This is a genomic window from Faecalicatena contorta, assembly GCF_022835095.1.
GTDB lineage: Bacteria > Bacillota > Clostridia > Lachnospirales > Lachnospiraceae > Faecalicatena > Faecalicatena contorta.
On record NZ_BQNQ01000001.1, the window covers coordinates 2,539,405 to 2,559,643 of the forward strand.

The window sequence follows — 20,239 nt, forward strand, 5'->3', positions numbered from 1 at the left end:
TCTGTTCCAGATCCTCATGCCTTAACGGCATAATCTCTGGCACCAAAGATTCCGGTTCCTACACGAACCATGGTCGCGCCCTCTTCTATTGCAACCTCGTAATCATTGGTCATCCCCATTGAAAGTATGCTCACATTAACATTATCAATGTTTTTGTTCTTAATGTCAACAGATAATTTATGTAAATTCTCGAAAATTGGGCGATTATCCTCTGGATTTTCAACAAATGGAGCGATTGTCATGAGCCCGCATACACGAATATGCTTAAATGATGCAATTTTTTCTATAAATGGAATTACTTCGTCAACTTTAAGGCCGAACTTGCTTTCTTCTCCTGCTACATTGACTTCGATCAGGATACTGGCGATGCAGTTTTTCTTCTCTGCTTCTTTCTCAATAACCTGAGCGAGCTTTACCGAATCCACAGAATGGATCAGTTCCGCTTTATCTACGATGTATTTTACCTTATTGGTCTGAAGATGGCCGATCATATGCCAGTGAATGTCATCCGGAAGGGCTTCATACTTTTCCGTAAGTTCCTGGACTTTATTTTCTCCGAATACTCTGACACCTATATCATATGCCTCTTGAAGTACTGCAATGGGTTTGGTCTTGCTGACCGCGATTAAAGTCACTTCACTGCGCTGCCTCCCTGCGCGGTCACAGGCGGCCTGTATCTTCTCTTCTACTTCTTGCAATTGCTCTTTCAACATAAATGACACTCCTTGTTTATATAATATAGTTAATAGACAACCTCGTCCTCATCTACCGAATCCCCATCCTGAACGATATGGTCGTAATTATAAAGTCCGTAGGAATCCCCTTCCTTGACAATATAATATTCATCGCTTTCTGCGAGGATCGTAACCTGACGGAATACAGCATAGCCTTTGTTAATATTAAATACACCCTTTTGAGACTGTGTCTCTGACAGGGCTAATGTCTCGGCGGATTCGGGCTTTACAAGGACGGTGCCCCTCTTCAGCGTGGAAGTGCTGAGATATACGCTGCCATCCTCCGTAGATTTGTATATGTCAGCGGCCTGAAAAACTGCATTGCCGCCGCGCTTTTGAACCATGACTCCCGAAGCGGAACTGTTGCCGCCCGTAGTGATATACTCTGAGGGCACCACAAAGAACTCTTTCTCCACAACACTGCTTTTCGGAATCTTCAGTCCGCTCTCATCCTCAAGGATGAGCTCTATATTTAAAAATCTGTCTCCGGCATAACGGATCATGGAATTATCGTAATCCAGCCGTCCATAGTACTCACCGTCTTTTTTCAGGATAGAAAAGTCTGCCCAGATGGATTCGCTGTCCTTATCTATTCTGGTTTTTATGTAGGTCGTATCAGCCAGTTTGCCTGCCATATCCTTGTCCAATTCTATAATCACAGACCACTTTTCATTTGTGACAAGTTTGTAGGCTGGTTCCCCCTTCTTGACCTGCATATTATCTTCCAGGCTCACCTTTTTGTAGCTGCTCCTGTCAAAGTCTGCTTTTTTGAATGAATCTGCGGTTAAAGACTCACAGCCGTCAAAATCAAGAACCATAATTCCGTCCCGCGGTGTCTGATATACATCTGCGCTCACACCGTTCTGGGACAGCACAGCATCCATCTGCGCTGTCTTGGTTTGATTAGAAGCATTCTGCAGGGTGTTGTCGATTTCATTTTTCAGGGAATAAACAGAGGAGAACTTCTGCGGATTAAAATTCTCGTTAAAGCTCTGCGTTTTTACGATCAGGGTATTCTGTTCTTCTGTGCTCAGAGAAGTCTCCGTGCTCGTCTCCTCCGGATAGGTTAACTTTTGCGAGGTAACCGCATAAACATTCGCACCGGCCTTAATCTTGCTGTTCTCGTTTTGAAAATAATTGATATACCCTGTGTTCTCTGCATAAACCACTGTTTCCTCACGGAGGATGAGCCCTGTGTAGGAATTGTCCGTCAGAATACTGCCTTCTCTTACCTCATAAACAGAGATTTTCTTTGCAGCAGCATACATGACAATCGTTACTATAAGATAAATAAATACAATTGCAAAAATAAAGATGCCGATATTCATCTCACGTTTTCTTTTATACTTATTAATACTGATGGAATTGTCCTTCCGTGATGCCAAACTAATCTTCCTCCTGTACCGTAAATCAATTTTCAAAATGATACAATTATTATGATAACTTTACTAGTATAACATTTTTAAGTGTATATTTCCAGTTTTTGTGGCAATAATAAGAGCATTGATATTGAAAAGGAGGAAATAATATGAAGTGGTTTGATAACACTGCTCTGACACTTGTGATTATCGGGGCGGTCAACTGGCTTCTGGTTGGCATTTTTCGATTTGATTTAGTAGCCTTTCTCTTTGGAAATTTAAGCTGGCTTTCCAGAATAATTTATACGATTGTCGGCCTGTGTGGTCTTTACCTCATCAGCTTGTTCGGCAGAATCAAAAACATGTCAGAGTAGATGAAAAAGGTCGCTTCAAAAGAGCGAAACAACAGGGAACCCGGTGGAAGGGCATGTCCTTCCATCGGGTTCTTTGTTTTTGGTCTGCGCTAGTATATCATATGATAAGTCACCTATTTTCCGATATACTAGTTATATGCCTAATCGGCTGCCTCTGCAGCTGCAGCCGGTCTTTCGCCTGCAGACAGCATAGCGCTCATCTGGCCGTACAGGAGATCTTTTGTCCCTGCCCCCATTATAATGGATATATAGGGGTTGGACTGGGAATCCTTGCTGTATAAGATGACACAGGAGCCTGCTTCGTCGGTAGTCCCTGTTTTACCTCCAATAACCTGGACGCCTTCCGGATCGGGAATAAGATCCTGGGAATAAAAATTGGTAGCCTCCCACACCTCACTGCGTACGCTTCCGTCCGCTGAGGTAAGCGTTCCAGTATAGGAATCCTTCGATATGATATCCAGGAAGCGCTGATCCTTTATACAGGCGTTGAAGATCAGGTATAAATCGTATGCCGTAGTGTAATGATTGTCGTCCTGCAGACCATGGGGGTTGACGAAATGGGTATTGGTCGCTCTCAGGGAAGCGGCCTCTGCATTCATCATATCTGCAAATGCTTCCACACTGCCGGCCACATGTTCCGCGATCGCCACCGCACAGTCATTACCGGAATAGAGTAAAAGCCCGCAGAGCAGATCGTACAGCGAAACCATATCTCCGGTCCGGAGGCCGCATGTCTGCTCGTCCTCGGCGAACTGAGTTGCATTGGGCCCAACGGTTACAGTATCCTCCAGATTCCCGTATTTCAGCGTCACATAGGCTGTCATAATCTTTGTCGTACTGGCCGGGAAAAGTCTTTCATGAATCTTACTGGCATAGAGTACCTTCTTATCTTTTATATCAAAAAGACCCGCAGCATGCAGGCCCGGGTCCGCACTATAACCCTCCAGGGCAACATCGGTATCTGTAACACACAGGCCAGACGCTGACAGGGTTCCTCTATATATTGAACGGTTATACTGTTCCTGCTCGTATACTTCTGCTTTTAGTACTTCCCTGCTGCATCCTGCGATAAGCACGGACAGTAACAGGCAAAGGGCAAGAACAGCTCTTTTACTTATACATCTCACGCCAGTCCAGGTCTCCTCTGTCTAATGCCAAAATCAAAGCCTCCGCTGTTGCTATATTCGTTGCAATAGGTATATTGTACATATCGCATAGTCTTACAATATCGTTCACATCCGGTTCATGGGAGCGCGGTGTCAGCGGATCCCGGAAAAAGATAAGCAGATCCATCTCATTGTGTTCTATCTGGGCGCCGATCTGCTGCTTCCCGCCTAAATGGCCCGCAAGATATTTATGGATATTCAGGTTAGTGACGCTTTCCACAAGAGCCCCTGTTGTCTCTGTAGCAAACAGATGATGCTTGCTCAAAATCCCCCTGTATGCTATGCAGAAGTTCTGCATTAATTTCTTTTTTGCATCGTGTGCTACTAATCCTATGTTCATGTCCTGTAATCTCCTCTACTGATATTTATTGGGCTGCAGACCGACATTCAGCACAAAGCCGATCCCCATATAAAAACATACGACAGAAGTCATTCCGTAACTCACAAAAGGCAGGGAAATTCCTGTATTCGGGAATATCTGAGTAGCCACACTGATATTGATAAAGCTCTGTACTCCTATCAGTGTGGCGACACCTCCGCAGATAAGCCGCCCTCCTGTGTCTTTTGCTTTTACTCCTATCAAAATACACGTTATTACAATTAATAATAACAAAATTATGACCACACAACAACCCACAAATCCTAATTCTTCTCCAATAATTGCGAAAATAAAATCCGTTTGGGGCTCGGAAATGAAATTTCCGTTCTTTACAGAGGTCGTGGTATTGCTGTTATAGCCCTTACCCGACAACTGTCCTGAACCGATGGCCATAACAGAGTTAATCTGCTGATAAGCTTCATCTGTAGCGTATTTTTCGGGCTCCAGCCAGGCCAGGATCCTCGCCTGCTGGTAATCTTTCAAAAAGGGCTGGTTGGGCTGCACGACAATGGTCAGAAACAGCGCTGCAGTCGGTATGGTAATTGCCAGGACAGTGCCAATAAACTTGTAGCTTAAGCCTCCCATATATAACATAATACAAAATACAGTTGCCAGACAGATGGTGTTTGAAAGGTTTGGCTGCTTGTATATAAGGATTAGGGAGGGCAGGATGAGCGCGGCCGCCTGGATAATCGTCTTTTTATTATTAATCGCCTGCTCCCGCTCCATCAGAAACTTCGCAAAGAACAGAATCGTTATGATCTTAGTCAGGTCAGACGGCTGAAACTGGACAAATCCTAGATTCAGCCATCTGGTAGCTCCATTGATATTCTCACCGAAAAACAGCACCGCCAGAAGCAGAACGATATTCACGCCGTATAAAAGCCAGTACATATTCAGGACCCATTCGTAGTCTATCAGCGAAATAACGATCATGGCAATCGTGCCCATTACAACACCGGCAATCTGTTTTCCCTGCACAGATGCCTGTGCACTTCCCACCACAAAGATCCCGATAATGGAGATTGTGGTCACAAGTGCGACTAGGCTGAATTTATAATCTTTTAAGTTATACCTTTGCTTAATATTCAGAAAATTAAATTTCAATAGTTCTCTCCTGTAATCTTAATATGTATATCTGAATGGGTTATCTTCATGTGGAAATCTTCCGGTTTTACTTCCAGATACTTGGAAACTGTGTGATACATATCTGAAGAAAATTTTTCCGCTGTTTCGGGTGTACACTGCATTCTGTCTGCCATAAGCAGGGTTTTCAATCTTTCTTTTGCAACGTGAACAGATGGTACACTCATAATATTCCCTCCTAATTCTTTTTAAATAGGCTGGAAAATCTTGCAAAAATACCTTCCGGTTTGTTGAAATCTTCAATTGGAAGTTCTTCTCCCAGGATACGCCTGCATACATTTTGATAGGCATGTCCCGACATACAGTCGGCTCCCACAATCGGCTCGCCCTGATTGGTTGCGATGACAACATGCTCGTCGTCCGGAATCACGCCCAGCAGATTGATGGCCAGTATCTCGGTTACATCATCCACGGACATCATATCCCCGCGCTTTACCATATCCACGCGGAGACGGTTGATAATCAGGTCGTTTTTCTTGATGCCATGTGCTTCCAGCAGACCGATGATCCGGTCCGCGTCCCGTATGGCAGATACCTCCGGAGTTGTAACTACAATCGCCCTGCCGGCCCCTGCCACAGCATTCTCAAATCCCTGCTCAATCCCTGCCGGGCAGTCCAGAAGTATGTAATCAAATTCGTCTTTTATGTCAGCGATTAATTTGCGCATCTGCTCAGGAGATACGGCTGTCTTGTCCTTGGTCTGGGCAGACGGCAGAAGGTACAGCTCCGGAAAACGTTTATCCCTAATTAAAGCCTGTTTCAGCCTGCAGCTGCCTTCAATGACATCCACCAGATTATATACGATCCGGTTCTCCAGTCCCATAACGACATCCAGGTTTCTCAGGCCCAGATCCGTATCGATCACAATGACCTTCTTACCAAGCTGCGATAAACCAATTCCAATATTTGCTGTCGTTGTCGTCTTTCCGACCCCGCCTTTTCCTGATGTGATGACAATTACTTCTCCCATGTTTTCTTCCTCCTACAACTTCTATTCGTCCACAAGTGGATCCACGTAAATCCTGCGTCCGTCAACCACCGCTATCTTGGGCCCCCGGATGCTGAGGCTTTCCTGATAGATGACCTGACGTTTTGCTTCAATATCGCCAATTCGAAGTTGTTTCGGCTGCATGGCCAGAGCTACGACGAACGCATCTCTGCTGCCCGCAGCTCCTGCATGGACTGAACCAGACAGAGAACCAACAATGACAACGTTTCCTTTGGCAATTACTTTAGCACCCAGCTCAACATCACCAAGAATGATGATGCTCGAATCGGATTCCAGCACCTGTCTTTTGCTTAAAGTACCTCTGTAGAACTGCCCTTCCCTTTTCTGCATATTGGTGAGCGTATTCTCTACAATGCTTTTGTATGTCATTTCATTGGTCTCGTCCCTGTCTATAATGCAGACAATGTCAATCCCCGTTATCTCGGCGATCGTATGAAGGACCGCCTGTTCTTCCTGGTCTGAGAGTTTCCTGTCCAGAAATGTAACCGCCATCTTGGCCCCCTCAAAGAATTTCGCCGAGTCTTTGAATTTGGAGGCCACGCTTTCCAGTAAAACGTTAAATGGCACTTCCGGATTCAGATGAACCTCAATCCCGTATCTGTTGCTCTTAATTGTTACCAGCTTGTCCATGTATCTTCTTCACATCCTTTTCTGGTACTATAGGCACTGGAACCTGCGCAATGTAGTACTTAGTCGCCTGCAATGGTTGTACCAAGCTGTGCGGCAGAACCAGTGATCAATTCTTCTTTGTCGGCGAGTTTAAAGTTCGCCCTGACAATATCCCTGCCAATCTCGGCAGCGTAGGATGAGCTGTAACCGTTTGCGATACGCACTGAAATTGCAATCTCCGGAGATTCCGCAGGTGCAAATCCAACAAACAGACCATGGTCCGGATGGATGTCGCTCTGCTGCGCAGTACCTGTCTTACCCGCCATGGAGATTTCCAGACCGGAAAAGCTGGAGGTATAGCCAATCATGGCGATCATTCCCTGATGAACCAGATCCCATGTGGTACTGCTTACATCTTTAATCTCGTTGGTGACGACAGGTTCATACTGCTTGATGATCTTCCCGTTGACATCCGTTGTCTTATTCAACAGGGTCAGCTTATATACGATTCCCTTATTTGCAACAGTTGACACATATCTGTTCAGCTGGCTGACCGTATAGTTGTTGTTACCCTGTCCGATTGCGGACAGCACGGAGTATTCATCCGATATCTGGGGCTCTGATTCCGGTATTTCAATGCCCGATTTTTCACCGAGCCCGAATTCTTCCGCATACTTTGCGAGCGCTTTGACGCCTTTATCGCTGTCGTAATTACCATCTTTATCAAGCCCCAGGTCATATCCGACTTCATAGTAAAAGTCATTGCAGGAAACCTTAAGGGCTCCGACAACATCAAGCATGCCGTGAGCTCCGGGATAGACCCAGCACCTCGGGCTTGGCGTAACTTTGTCAAACTCGCCGGAGCAGTTAATATACGAACCACCATCTATGACGCCTTCCGTGAGCGCTGCTACAGAAGAAAGCATCTTGTAGGTGGAACCCGGTGCAGTGCGTTCCTGTGTTGCATTATTGTAAAACGGACGGGAAAGCCCGGTTACAAGCTGATTATAATACTTGGAGTCCATGGTGTTGGCCAGCCGGTTATTATCGTATCCCGGATAGGATACACACGCCAGCACTTCTCCAGTATTCGGATCACTGACAACGGCAGAGCCGGTACAAGGTTCCAGTGCAAGCTGACCGGGAGTAATCTCCAGGTTCTGGATCTTCTGGTACAGCCATGAGAAAGAATTTACGCTGCCGTCGATCAGACCGTTATATGTTCCCTCATCCATGGGCAGGACACCCTGCTCATATACCATGGCGCAGATCTGGCCGCCAGTGATACTACCTGATTTTATAAGATATTTGTAGAGAAGTTTGTCGAAATTAACATCTGAAACCAAATAATCTTGTAAAAATGTTAAAATTCCCTGATAAATTTCTGCGGAATCGGAATATTTCTCTGCGGAAACGTAATCAGACAGCTTTGATGTGTCAATCCAGTTCTTGGATATTGCATAATTCAGATATTGGTTCAGGCTGATAGTCTCATCAGTTGTCCACTGTTTATATATTTCATCACTAGTATCAATGGAGTCCTGCATCAGGACCCCTGCGGCTTCCTGCAGAACGTCAATAGAGACATAATCCATATAGGCTTTCATTTCAGCAGAAAGATCCTTATAGGCAGCGGCGCCGCTGTTATTCAGCTCTTCGATAATCTCCTGGATCGCTGCAGTTTTTCTGTCCGAAAAGATTCCATATACCTGTTTTTCTACTGTTTTGGCATCGTCTGCCCCAAAATGTGTTTCATCAATAATTTCATTTGCGATAAATGCATTGTAGGCATCATCCACAGGGATGATAATCTGGGATGAATCACTCGTCTTGCTCGGATCGTAATTCATCTGGTCTCTGAGCTTGGACAGTACAATTCCGGCCAGTTTTTCTTCGATCAGCTGATACGTCTGCTCCTGCAGATCCTTGTCAATCGTGAGGTAAACGTCATTGCCGGCTTCCGGGTCTTTACTGCTGACCGTCTCGGTTACTTTGCCCACACTGTCCACGTAGTACTGCGTCTGTCCCTTGGTGCCCTGAAGTACCTCATCCATAGTCTGCTCTAGCCCTGATTTGCCGATAATATCAGTCTGGGAATATTTCTTTTTCTGATCCTTATCCAGAGAGTTATATTCTTCCTGTGATATCTTTCCGGTATAGCCTATGATGGAAGCAAAATACTTGCTGTCCGTATAACGGCGCATAGAATCTTCTGCGATATCCACCCCTTCCAGCTGATCCAGGTTCTCCATAATAGAGGCCACGGTCTCATCACTTACATCGGTGGCCAGTGTGGTCGGGATATACTTCTGGAAGCTGTTCAGGCCGATTGCGTATCGGAGGTTCACCATTTTTAGGATATACGTCTTGTCCAGTGTTTTAACATCCAGTCCGTAACCGTAGGTTTCATCCGTACACAGATAATTGATGATATCCTCTGCAGATGCATTGCGCTGCTTGTCCTTCAGTTCGTCAATAGTTTTAAGCCCATAGACGTCCGCAATAAAACGCAGCTTAAGCGTCTCATTTGTCTGTGTAAACTCATAATTTCCTGCAGAATCCAGAACCACTCCGAAGTCACTGATCACGGAATCCCCGTTGGACTCCACGATGTTTATGATCTTATCCAGAATCTCATTCAGGATCCGGTTCTTTTCTTTCCGGGTGTCGGCGGTGATATTATCTTCTATTGTCACGGAATACGCCAGTTCGTTATAGGCCAGGGGGGTGCCGTTTCTGTCATAGATATTGCCCCGTGTGCCCGGCACCTCGCGGGTCTTTCGGATCTGCAGCTTATAGTTGTCCAGATAATACTGTCCTTTTACAATCTGAAGATAAAATACGCGGTTGATCAGCACCGCAAATAAGATACAGAATGCAAGGATTAAAACAAACAGCCGTGACTTTACGATTCGATAGATTGCATCTTTTATACGCTCAAACAAATTTACTTGCACTCCTTTTTTCATCTGCTTCCAGTTTATGGTTAAAATATAAAATCAATGGGTATAATCCGAGAGCAATCACAATAGTATATATGAGCTCCGGAATGATATTATGACTGAAATAGTATATAAAGTTGAATTCACTGCGCAGCATGAACATCAAAAGGTAGATGGCAAGCCCGTATAGGAACTCGCTTGCTGCGATCAGAACCAGCGGCAGTTTAACGTCTTCGTCGTAGTATACCTGCTGAAACAGGCCGTTGACAAATCCCAGCAGCAGATAGATCATGGCATAAAATCCGATGATACCGCCGAACTGGATATCCATAAGCAGGCCGGAAAAGAAGCCGACCAGCATCCCGTCCCTGGAACCCCTCATGAAACCAAAAGAAGCTGTTAGAATAATCATAAGGTTTGGTTTGATTGAAGCGAGAGCCAGGTGCGGGAACAGCGTACACTGCAGCAAATAGCATATAATCAGTATAACCGCCGTTACGCCTGCTCTTTTTGCCTTCATCTTTTTCATCTGCCGTACTCCCCTTTCCTGCCGGATATTGCATACTTCCAATTGCTTTTCATTATTCTTCTGCGTCCTTGCCTGTGAGATCCGCCTTTGTTGTTGTAATTACAAGCACCTCCTGGAGGTTCTTAAAGTCCACGACGGGTGTGATATATCCGGAGCGGGTCAGGTTATTGGAATCTACGGTGATCTCGCTGATATAACCGATCAGGATTCCCTGAAGATATTTGGGACTGATATGTGAGGTGACGATCTGGTCTCCCACCTGCACTTTATTTTCATTGTTTTCCATCTGTTCAAAACGGATTTTCCCGTCATTGATCAGTGATAGATCCCCTCTTACCATACACTTGTCGGATGTGGAAAGTGACATGCCGCTTACGTTGCTGGAGTCATCGATGATGGAACGGACCGTGGACCATGTGGGGCCTGTTTTGATGACAATTCCGACCAGGCCGCTTCCCGCCATAACGTTCATATCTACCTTGATCCCGTCATTACTCCCTTTGTCAATCGTAAAGGTGCTGAACCAGTTGCCGGAATCTTTTGCGATGACATGAGCGCCTGTTTTCTCATATTCGGCATAGTTCTGATCCAGTTTATACAGCGCCTGCAGCCGTTCCAGTTCGTACTTTTCCTCCTGCAGGTTATTGTTCTCGGTGATCAGCTCATCAACCTTTGTCTGTAGTTTTTCGTTTTCCTTCCTCACCTGCTGCAGCGTATCAAAATTGTCGCATATGTCACCCAGCCAGGTGCCGATCTGATTGATGCCCTTCTGCATGGGAATGACTGTTACGCTGGCAATCCCTTTGAACGGTCCCTCCGCTTTGTCGGAAAATACGGACAGCACCATCAGCAGGATGCAGAACAGAGAAAGCCCGGCCAGCCAGTATTTATTTGTCGATGAGGTTTGATTTTTCTTTTTCATATTATCTCAGCCACCTATAATCTTCATCTAACATGGAATATGTTAACTTACTGTAATCTTTGTTCAGTATAATCTTCTTGAGCCCGCTTACTGCACAGAGCTCAGGATTTTGTACCGTCCGCACTCCAAGGCCGGTGCTTTCCTCCAGATATGTAGACAGCCCTTTCAGATTGGCCAGGCCGCCGGTCAGGCAGATTCCGTTCTGGTCAATCCCCCTTCGTACATCAGGGGGGGTTCTGTCTATCATGGATTTGATGGCACGGACGCAATCAGACAGCGGCTCCTTCATGGCAGCCCTGACGAGTCCGATAGGAATGCTTTTCTGCTGTGGAACACCCGTAATAAGATTTCTTCCGGCAACAGTCAGCGAAGCATCTGCTGCCTGGTCAAATACCCCGAATTCCCGTCTCAACATCTCGGCTGTCAGGCGGCCGATCAGAAAGTCACGGTTATGCCGGACGAGATGGGTGATGGCATTGTCAAAATGGATGCCTCCGATCTTGATCAAACGGTTCAAGACCATACCGCCGGAGGCAATTACAGATAATTCCGTTGTCTCCCCTCCTATATTGACGATAAAGATACCCTTTTCATTCCAGATGTCTATATCCATGCCCAGCGCATCGGCAATTCCGCGCTCTACAATCCGGACGGATTTGGCTTTTGCGGTTGAATGGAAGACAAGGTCGTAAAAAGCCCTCTTCTCTACCTCAGTCACGTCCGTGGGAACCGCGATTACGTATTCGGCCCCGCGTGAAAACTGCCGGTCCATTTTTAGCAGATTCTGGAGCAGATACTGCATGTCATCAAAATGTGCAATCACCCCATTGTGCATGGGGAATACCACTTTGATATTATCCGGCGCTTTTTCATACATCTTATATGCTTCGTCGCCTACAGAAAAAATATACTTTTTGTCCTGCATGGCGATGACATTCTTCGCTTTCCAGATCTCATCTTTTTTCTTATCATATACTTTTATCTCATATGTTCCCAAATCGAGTCCATATACATTTCTGGCCATTGTATAACCTTCCCCTATCCTTATATAAGTCCCTTTTCCCGCATACTGATATAACAATTGTTGCCGATCACCAGATGATCCAGCAGCTCGATCCCAATCAATATACCGGCATCCTTTATCCTTCTTGTAACAAGGATGTCATCCTTGCTCGGTGTCGGGTCTCCGCTGGGATGGTTGTGAAGCAGTACGATAGAAACCGCGTTTCTGCAGCGCTTCTACAAACAGCTCACGGGGCGAGATTACAGCCGAATTGACCGTCCCCTTCGATATATCAGTCTCCCCGATTAAGCGGGTCTTTGTGTTCAGAAGCAGAAGTTTCATGGTCTCCTGCCTTTTGTGCCGCATGTCTTCCATATAATAACGGGCGACCGAGGCCGGGCTTGTAAAGTTCAGCCCAATCTCCGCAGCTGCCTTGGAAAGCCTTTTGGAAAGCTCGGACAGACATAGGATCTGTACTGCCTTAACTTTGCCGACTCCACGGACTAAAAGAAGCTGTTCCTTTGTCCACTGATGAATACTCAGGATGCCCTCCTGGGCAAAATCGGGATGCAGAAGCTTCTCTGCAAGCTGCAGGGAATTCTCTCCCCGTGTCCCCGTACGCAGCAAAACAGCCAGTAATTCAATGTCCGTCAAATTACTCGCTCCATATTTTGCGCATTTCTCATAAGGGCGCGCTTCTTCCAACATCTCTTTCATTGTATTGTTCTCGTTCATAAAATTGTTTTGACTGCGGATGGCTCAATACAATGATTTATTTTAGCATAAATTAAAAATCATGTATAGGTCTGCTATTCTTAATTTTTTGTGAAGTCGGATAAGAGCTTAGACTTACTCAAGTATACTTTGGTGTATATTTTTGAATAAGTGCTTCTGCTGTCTTGATCCCGTCCATCGCAGCAGAGGTAATTCCCCCGGCATATCCGGCGCCCTCTCCGCATGGATAAAGTCCGGAGGCAGCGGGGCTTTCGAAGTCCTCGTTTCTGATAATTCTGACAGGGGAAGAGGTTCTGCTTTCCACCCCGGAAAGCAGAGCATCTTCCCTTGCAAATCCATGGATTTTATGATCCATGGCATAGATGCCTTCTTCCAGAGAATCCGCCAGAACGTTCGGGAAAATATTCCTGACGTTGGAGAATGTCCAGGGGCCTTTGATCTGAGGCAGGATTGTCCCCGGCTCTGTTGTGGGGCGGTTACTGCAGAAGTCTCCGAAGCGCTGGACCGGAACTTTCCCGTTCCCTTCCTTCCATGCGCGCTCCTCCAGCATTCGCTGGAATTCTACGCCTGCAAGCGGGTGATCCGTCCCGTAATCTGCTGGTGTTACAGTGACAATGACCGCGCTGTTCGCATTGGCTCCGTCTCTCGCGTGGTAGCTCATCCCATTGACTGCCAGGCGGCCTTCTTCGGAGGATGCGTTGACGACATATCCTCCAGGACACATGCAGAAGGTATACGCTCCTCTTCCGTTGGAAAGCTGGGCCGTCAGTTTATAGGATGCGGCGGGCAGTTCCGGGCAGTCTGTTTTTCCATACTGACACTGGCTGATCATTGACTGGGGATGTTCAATTCTCACCCCTACGGCAAAGGACTTTGCCTGAACAGGGATTTGTCTGTCATACAGCATCCGGAAAGTATCCCGCGCGCTGTGGCCCACGGCAAGAACCAGAAGCTCCGTGTCCAGCACCTCCTTGTTGTTTACAATGACCTGTTTGATGCGAGGCTCTTCGGAGGGGGCGGCCAAATCCAGCAGGATATCAGTTACCTGGCTATGGAACCTGACTTCTCCGCCCAGATCCAGTATGCTCTGACGCATATTTTTGACCACATCGATCAGAACATCGGTGCCTATATGCGGCTTCTGTTCAAAAAGGATACTCTCAGGAGCCCCATGTGCAGCAAAAATCTCCAGGACAAAGCGGTTTCTTCCTTTAGAATCTTTGACCAGCGTATTCAGCTTGCCGTCTGAAAAAGTGCCTGCTCCTCCTTCCCCGAACTGGACATTGGAGGACAAATTCAGTCGGCCGCCGTTCCAAAAATCTTCCACATCTTTGATCCGTTCCTCCACGCAGCTCCCCCGTTCCAGAAGCAGCGGCCGGTATCCGTTTTTAGCCAGCAGATAGGCGCAGAACATTCCGGCTGGGCCGCTGCCTGCGATGACCGGCCTGCGGGGTAACGGGATGCTGCCCGGGGCGGGCGGCTGATAGGCGCTGACACGGATCTGCCGCACCTGCTTTCCGGCTCTTTTCAGAACCTGATTCTCATGCCTTACCTCGGCATCCACCGTATAGGAAAAGAACACATCCGGTTTTTTACGGGCGTCAATGGACTGCTTCTCTATGCGCCATCCGAGCAGATCGGACTTTTTAACGGATAGGGTTTTTAAAAGTTTTTTCTCTAATTCCTCCGGAGTATGCCCCGGATGTAGATTGATCTGGCTGACTCTAAGCACCGGCAGCCTCCTTTCCGGCCACATAACCGCTGGACCATGCCCATTGCAGATTGTAACCTCCGCACAGACCGTCCACATCCAGAATTTCCCCTGCAAAATACAGGCCGGGGACAAAACGGGATTCCAGATTGTCTGTGATTTCCTCCGTATTGATGCCTCCGCGGCATACTTGGGCCTGCTCAAAGGAGTTGGTCTCCGTTATTTGCGTAGAAAAATGCTGTATCAGACGTGCAAGGGCCCGGACCTCTTCCCCGGTCCAGTCTCCGACCGCCGCGGACGGGTCAAGATGTGCCAGTTTCAGCCACAGTACAGAGAGCTTTTTATGAAACAGACCGACAAAAAATTCTTCTGCCGTTTTTTGCGGACGGGCAGTAATCCGTTTTTTCAAAAAGGCCAGGAATTGTTCTTCTGTAAAATCCGGCATAAAATTCAACACTGCGGTTACTGCTTTTTTTTCGTATAGGCCGATCGCGGCACAGCGGCTGACCTGAAAAACCGGGATTCCCGATATGCCATAACCGGTAAGCTGGATCTCCCCAGTATCCTTTGCCTGGCATTCACCGTCCGTATAGATAGACACGCTTCCTCCTACTCGAACTCCGGAAATGCTTTTGTAAAAATTCTCTCTGCATTTCAACTGTACAAGGGAAGGAAGAACCGGAACCAGACGGTGTCCCAGCTGTTTTGCCAGGCCATAGCCGGATCCATCGGAACCCGTGGATGGAGCAGCCTTGGAACCTGCGGCCAGGATGACCTTCTGAACATGAAAACTGCCGTGATCTGTCTGTAGCAGAAATCCTTTTTTATTGGGAATGATTTCTCTGCATTCTGTCTCCGTATGGATCTCTATCCCAAGGCGGCGCGCCTCCATACGCAGCACTTCCAGGACCGCGGATGCCTGGTCAGACTGCGGGTAGAGATATCCGTTCCTGTTTTTAGAATAGATGCCCAGTTCCAGAAAAAATGCGATTGTCTGCTGTGCATTGAATTTTTCAATGACCTTCCAGGGAAAGAGAACATTTTCAGAGTGGTAGCAGATCGGTTCCTGGTGCAGGTTCGTAAAATTACACCTGCCGTTTCCTGTCGCCAGAATTTTTCTGCCCACCCGGTCCTTATGTTCTAGAATACAGACCCCGGCGCCGTTTCGTGCGGCGGTAATGGCTGCCATCAGGCCGGATGCCCCGCCCCCGATTACTGCAACTTTATTCATGGATGTGCCTCCTTACTAGAGCAGGGATACGGCTGAGACCAGCCCCGCATCCACCATGCTCTGCAGTGATTTTAAAATCCCGAGTTTCGCATGGGGCCATGTCAGGCCGCCCTGGAAATAGACCGCGTAGGGCGGTTTGATTGGGCCGTCCGCACTCAATTCGATAGAGGAGCCCTGTACAAATGCGCCGGCCGCCATGATTACATCGCTGTCATATCCCGGCATGGCCCAGGGTTCCGGTGTTACGTAACTGTCAACAGGAGCTGCGGCCTGGATGCCCTTGCAAAATGCAATCACGCCTTCGGGGGTTCCCAGTTCCACTGCCTGGATGATATCATGCCTGCTTTCCCTGCTGTTTGGTATCACCCCAAAGCCCAGCTTTTCATATAGATATGCGGCGAATACGGCGCCTTTTACTGCACTGCACACTACGGTAGGGGCCAGAAAAAAACCTTGGTAAAAGGACTGCATGACGCCAAGGGATGCGCCGACCTCCCTGCCAAGTCCGGGGGATGTCAGGCGGTACGCGCAGTTCTCAATCAGCGCCTCCTTCCCGGCAATGTACCCGCCTATGGGAGCCAAACCGCCGCCCGGATTTTTGATCAGGGAACCGACGATCATATCCGCGCCCACATCGCTTGGTTCGATTGTTTCGACAAATTCTCCGTAACAGTTATCTACCATGCAGATGACATCCGGTTTGATCCCTTTGATAAAAGCGATCAATTCTCCGATTTTATGAACGGAATAGCTGGGACGTGTCTGATAGCCTTTAGAGCGCTGTATGGTAACCAGCTTTGTCTTTTCGTTCAGCGCGGCCTTGATTGCCGGATAGTCAAAATACCCGTTTTCCAGCAGTTCCACCTGGCGGTAGGTGATGCCGTATTCTGCCAGGGAACCTTTTGATTCACGGATTCCGATTACTTCTTCCAAAGTGTCATAAGGTTTACCCACAGGAGAAAGCAGCTCGTCCCCGGGGCGCAGGTTTGCCGCAAGGGCAAGGGCAAGGGCGTGGGTCCCGCAGGTTATCTGAGGACGTACCAGAGCGGCTTCTGTGTGGAAGGCGCTGGCGTACACCGTTTCCAGTGTATCCCTGCCCTGATCGTTGTAACCGTATCCGCTTGCGAACTGAAAACAGCCTTCGTTAACACGGTTTTCCTGCATCGCATGCAGTACCTTCAGCTGATTGAATTCCGCAGTCTTTTCAAACTCACGGAACCGGGGGGCAAGCTCCTCTTCCGCCTTGCGCCCGAATTCATATACTTCTTTTCGGATACCTAATTCTTCATACATCTGATTCATTTCTAAGTTCATACTGTGATCCTCATCTATCTTCTTTCTCTATTATCCTGCGTTTTTCCAGCTCATTCAGCATCCGTGCAAGAAGGCGTTTCTCATCATAAGCAAATTCCTGTTTATTCAGCCAGATGACATCCTGTTCTCGTTTGAACCAGGTAATCTGACGCTTTGCAAAATGGCGGGTGTCTCTTTTGATCGTATAAACCGCTTCATCCAGCGTCATCTCATGATCCAGATAGGCCATCATTTCCTTGTATCCCAGCCCCTGCATGGAGACTTTATCACGTCCAAGACCGCGGGCCTTTAATGATTTTACCTCTTCCACAAGGCCTTCTTCCATCATCCGGTCAACCCGGCGGTCAATCCGTTCATAAAGGCATGACCTGTCATCATGAAGCACAAAATAGACATAATTATACGGAGATTCTTTTTTGCGCTCTTCTGTATTGTGATCCGAGATACGCTTCCCGGTCTGCTGATAAAATTCCAGGGCGCGGATCACGCGTTTTACGTTGTTCTCGTGGATATCTTCGGCTGATTTGGGGTCTTTTTCCCGCAGCATTGCGTGGAGGTATGCAGCTCCCTTTTCCCTGGCAAGCTGCTCCAGATGCTCTCTGCAGGAGGAATCCCCCTCATTCGCCGTAAAGGCGATATCATAGAGCAGGGCCTGGATATAAAAACCCGTGCCGCCCACGACGACGGGAATGTGTCCTCTTTTATAGATTCCTTTCATGGCCTCCTTTGCCATCTGCTGGAAGCGCACCACATGAAAGTCCTCTTCCGGATCCAGGACGTCTACAAGATGGTGAGGAATCCCCTCCATTTCGGCGGACCGTATTTTGGCGGAGCCGATGTCCATATACCGGTATACCTGCATGGAGTCGGCGGAAATAATCTCTCCTCCCACTGCTTTTGCAAGGCCGATGGAAGCCTTCGTTTTGCCAGCGGCGGTCGGCCCTGTCAATATAATCAATGGCTTTTTCATTTATATGATCCTCTTAAATTTCTTTTCCAGTTCCCGCTTCGTCATGGCGATAATGGTCGGCCGGCCGTGAGGGCAGTGATATGGATTGTCTAGCTCCAGCAGCTCCTGGATCAGTGTATCCACTTCCATGGCGGACAGGCGGTTATTTCCTTTTACCGCAGCCTTGCAGGACATGGACGCCACCTTCTCGTCAATCAGTTCCGGTGTCATGGAAGTCGTGATCCCGTCGGCCAGACTGTCCAGCATCTCCAGGAGCAGCTCCTTCTTTGCAATACCGAACAGATTGTCCGGTATTGCGCGGACTGCATACTCATCCCCTCCAAAGGGTTCGATTTCAAACCCGATTCTTTTAAACCGATCCATATGCTCATTCAGTAGCTCTGTCTCCTGCATCGAAAGGCTGAGGATAATAGGCGGACTCAGATACTGGGAGGTAAACTCCCGGTTTTTCATGCCTTTGAGTGTCCGTTCATAAAGAACTCTCTCATGGGCGGCATGCTGGTCTATGATATAGAGGCTGTCATGGAACTGAACAAGCCAGTACGTATCGAATACCTGGCCAATGAGCTTATATTCCGCCTTTACCTCGCGCTTCAGCAGCTTTTCGTCGAAAAGATTCAGCTGTTCCGTCTTGACGGGGGCTTTCTGCTTCTCAGAAGGTTCCGCATTTTCACCATAAACTGCCCGCTCTTCTGAAAGCTGCATTGGTGCTTCATTTGACGAACCAGAGACTGGGATATCCCCGGCTTCCCGGATGGTTACTGCCGGCAGGGGCTTTGCATCGTGGGTTGTCTGTTCGTCTGCCCTGCGTTTTTCCGCGGCTTCCCGGATTCGGGATGTCTGTTCATCCGGCCGGTGGATCTGGCGGATATCGGATACTTCCGCGGAGGACGCGCGGTTATGGTAAGACAAGACTCTTTCCCTCATCTTTTTGAGGAAGTAGTCTTCATTTTTCTCCTCGGGCGCCATCTCCGCGGTTTCCTGCTTTCCTGCGGTCATTGGCGAGCGTTTATCCGACACGGCACCTGCCTTGGGTCTTAGTAAGAACGGACTCCCGGATGGAGCCTCTTCTGCAGCCTTTGGAGGTTCCGGGACATCCACGACGGGAATCAGTTCCGGTTCCAGCAGAGTTCTGTGCACCGCTTCATAGACTGTGTTATAGACTTCCTGCTGTCTCTGGAACCGAAGTTCCATCTTTGTGGGATGAACGTTTACATCTATATCTTCACCATTAATATGGAAGTGTAATACAACAAAAGGAAATTTATGCTGCATAACAAAATCTCGGTATGCATCCTCAATAGCCTTGGAGATCATGGCGCTCTTTACATATCTGCCATTTACAAAAAAGTTTTCGAAATTCCGGTTGCCGCGGCTGATGGTAGGTTTCCCGAGATAGCCGGTAATTTGTATCCCGCCTTTCCCGTAATCCATCTCAATCAAATTGGCGGCCACCTCGCGGCCATAGATGCTGTAGATCACATCTTTTAACCGGCCATTACCCGCTGTCCTTAACTTTTCCTGCCCGTTGTTGATGAACTGGAAAGACACTTCCGGATGGGAAAGCGCCAGGCGCATCAACAGGTCTTGTATATGGCCAGCCTCTGTCATAGGGGTCTTCAGGAACTTTCTTCTGGCCGGAACATTATAGAAAAGCTGGCGTATCAGGAAGGTCGTCCCATCCGGAGCGCCTGTATCCTCTATCAACTGTTCTTTGCCGCCCTCAATAAGATAACGGGTTCCCAAAGTATCTTCTCTCCTCTTCGTAATCAATTCCACCTGCGTAACTGCAGCAATACTGGAAAGGGCCTCTCCGCGGAATCCCAGGGATTCGATGTGCGAAAGGTCTTCAACCGCCCGGATCTTGCTTGTAGAATGCCTAAGAAAAGCATTTGGCACGTCCTCACGGAGTATTCCGTCACCATTATCCATGATCCGGATAAAAGAAATACCGCCCTCCTGTATCTCCACTACAACGGCAGTAGCACGGGCATCAATGGCATTTTCCACCAGTTCCTTCACAATAGAGGCCGGACGCTCAATCACCTCCCCGGCAGCGATCTTATCAATTGTAATCTGATCCAATACCTGAATATGTGGCATAGCT

At 47.7% G+C, this 20,239-nt stretch carries 18 protein-coding genes and 1 pseudogene; 1 reads left to right on the forward strand and 18 read right to left on the reverse strand.

The features are described from left to right. Positions 1-14: 14 nt before the first annotated feature. The gene (locus MWG26_RS11335; protein WP_025657455.1) at positions 15-713 is read right to left on the reverse strand and encodes a YggS family pyridoxal phosphate-dependent enzyme; all 699 of its coding nucleotides are present in this window, start codon (positions 711-713) and stop codon (positions 15-17) included. Between the two features lie 29 nt (positions 714-742). Next, positions 743-2,119, reverse strand: a complete 1,377-nt coding sequence (locus MWG26_RS11340) for a biotin/lipoyl attachment domain-containing protein (protein ID WP_025657454.1) — start codon at positions 2,117-2,119, stop codon at positions 743-745. A gap of 143 nt (positions 2,120-2,262) precedes the next feature. Here MWG26_RS11340 and MWG26_RS11345 point away from each other — a divergent pair, with 143 nt between their 5' ends. Beyond that, positions 2,263-2,466: a DUF378 domain-containing protein gene (locus MWG26_RS11345; protein ID WP_009004217.1), complete on the forward strand. Its 204-nt coding sequence runs from the start codon at positions 2,263-2,265 to the stop codon at positions 2,464-2,466. A 140-nt stretch (positions 2,467-2,606) separates the two neighbouring features. On the opposite strand, the gene MWG26_RS11350 is transcribed toward MWG26_RS11345, so the two are convergent. The 16 genes and pseudogenes from MWG26_RS11350 to mutL all read right to left on the reverse strand — a co-directional run bounded on the left by MWG26_RS11350 (position 2,607) and on the right by mutL (position 20,235). Further along, positions 2,607-3,593, reverse strand: a complete 987-nt coding sequence (locus MWG26_RS11350) for a D-alanyl-D-alanine carboxypeptidase family protein (RefSeq protein WP_025657453.1) — start codon at positions 3,591-3,593, stop codon at positions 2,607-2,609. Beyond that, a complete protein-coding gene (locus tag MWG26_RS11355; protein WP_050642288.1) occupies positions 3,577-3,972 on the reverse strand; it encodes a methylglyoxal synthase in 396 nt (131 codons plus the stop codon). The genes MWG26_RS11350 and MWG26_RS11355 overlap by 17 nt, the downstream gene beginning before the upstream one ends. A gap of 15 nt (positions 3,973-3,987) precedes the next feature. Next, on the reverse strand, positions 3,988-5,103 hold the full coding sequence (locus MWG26_RS11360; protein ID WP_025657451.1) for an FtsW/RodA/SpoVE family cell cycle protein: 1,116 nt from the start codon (positions 5,101-5,103) through the stop codon (positions 3,988-3,990). An 11-nt stretch (positions 5,104-5,114) separates the two neighbouring features. Beyond that, positions 5,115-5,324 (reverse strand): cell division topological specificity factor MinE, encoded by a 210-nt coding sequence (locus tag MWG26_RS11365; RefSeq protein ID WP_025657450.1) that lies wholly within the window; start codon positions 5,322-5,324, stop codon positions 5,115-5,117. A gap of 11 nt (positions 5,325-5,335) precedes the next feature. Beyond that, on the reverse strand, positions 5,336-6,127 hold the full coding sequence (gene minD, locus MWG26_RS11370) for a septum site-determining protein MinD (protein ID WP_025657449.1): 792 nt from the start codon (positions 6,125-6,127) through the stop codon (positions 5,336-5,338). Between the two features lie 21 nt (positions 6,128-6,148). Beyond that, positions 6,149-6,796, reverse strand: a complete 648-nt coding sequence (locus MWG26_RS11375; protein ID WP_025657448.1) for a septum site-determining protein MinC — start codon at positions 6,794-6,796, stop codon at positions 6,149-6,151. A gap of 59 nt (positions 6,797-6,855) precedes the next feature. Next, positions 6,856-9,744, reverse strand: coding sequence for a penicillin-binding transpeptidase domain-containing protein (locus MWG26_RS11380; RefSeq protein WP_244062725.1), 2,889 nt, complete (start codon positions 9,742-9,744; stop codon positions 6,856-6,858). Continuing rightward, positions 9,713-10,246, reverse strand: coding sequence for a rod shape-determining protein MreD (gene mreD / locus MWG26_RS11385; RefSeq protein ID WP_025657447.1), 534 nt, complete (start codon positions 10,244-10,246; stop codon positions 9,713-9,715). The genes MWG26_RS11380 and mreD overlap by 32 nt, the downstream gene beginning before the upstream one ends. A 52-nt stretch (positions 10,247-10,298) precedes the next feature. Then, positions 10,299-11,168: a rod shape-determining protein MreC gene (gene mreC / locus MWG26_RS11390; RefSeq protein WP_025657446.1), complete on the reverse strand. Its 870-nt coding sequence runs from the start codon at positions 11,166-11,168 to the stop codon at positions 10,299-10,301. 1 nt (position 11,169) lies between these two features. Next, positions 11,170-12,192: a rod shape-determining protein gene (locus MWG26_RS11395; RefSeq protein WP_025657445.1), complete on the reverse strand. Its 1,023-nt coding sequence runs from the start codon at positions 12,190-12,192 to the stop codon at positions 11,170-11,172. 20 nt (positions 12,193-12,212) lie between these two features. Then, positions 12,213-12,906 (reverse strand): annotated as a pseudogene (gene radC, locus MWG26_RS11400) (RadC family protein). 118 nt (positions 12,907-13,024) lie between these two features. Further along, positions 13,025-14,638 (reverse strand): NAD(P)/FAD-dependent oxidoreductase, encoded by a 1,614-nt coding sequence (locus MWG26_RS11405; protein WP_025657443.1) that lies wholly within the window; start codon positions 14,636-14,638, stop codon positions 13,025-13,027. Beyond that, positions 14,631-15,848, reverse strand: a complete 1,218-nt coding sequence (locus MWG26_RS11410; protein WP_117440835.1) for a BaiN/RdsA family NAD(P)/FAD-dependent oxidoreductase — start codon at positions 15,846-15,848, stop codon at positions 14,631-14,633. Before MWG26_RS11410 ends, MWG26_RS11405 begins: the two co-directional genes overlap by 8 nt. Before the next feature lie 15 nt (positions 15,849-15,863). Then, positions 15,864-17,162 (reverse strand): methionine gamma-lyase family protein, encoded by a 1,299-nt coding sequence (locus MWG26_RS11415; protein WP_025657442.1) that lies wholly within the window; start codon positions 17,160-17,162, stop codon positions 15,864-15,866. 10 nt (positions 17,163-17,172) lie between these two features. Then, positions 17,173-18,132, reverse strand: a complete 960-nt coding sequence (gene miaA, locus MWG26_RS11420) for a tRNA (adenosine(37)-N6)-dimethylallyltransferase MiaA (RefSeq protein ID WP_025657441.1) — start codon at positions 18,130-18,132, stop codon at positions 17,173-17,175. Further along, positions 18,133-20,235: a DNA mismatch repair endonuclease MutL gene (gene mutL, locus MWG26_RS11425; protein WP_025657440.1), complete on the reverse strand. Its 2,103-nt coding sequence runs from the start codon at positions 20,233-20,235 to the stop codon at positions 18,133-18,135. Between the last annotated feature and the right edge of the window lie 4 nt (positions 20,236-20,239).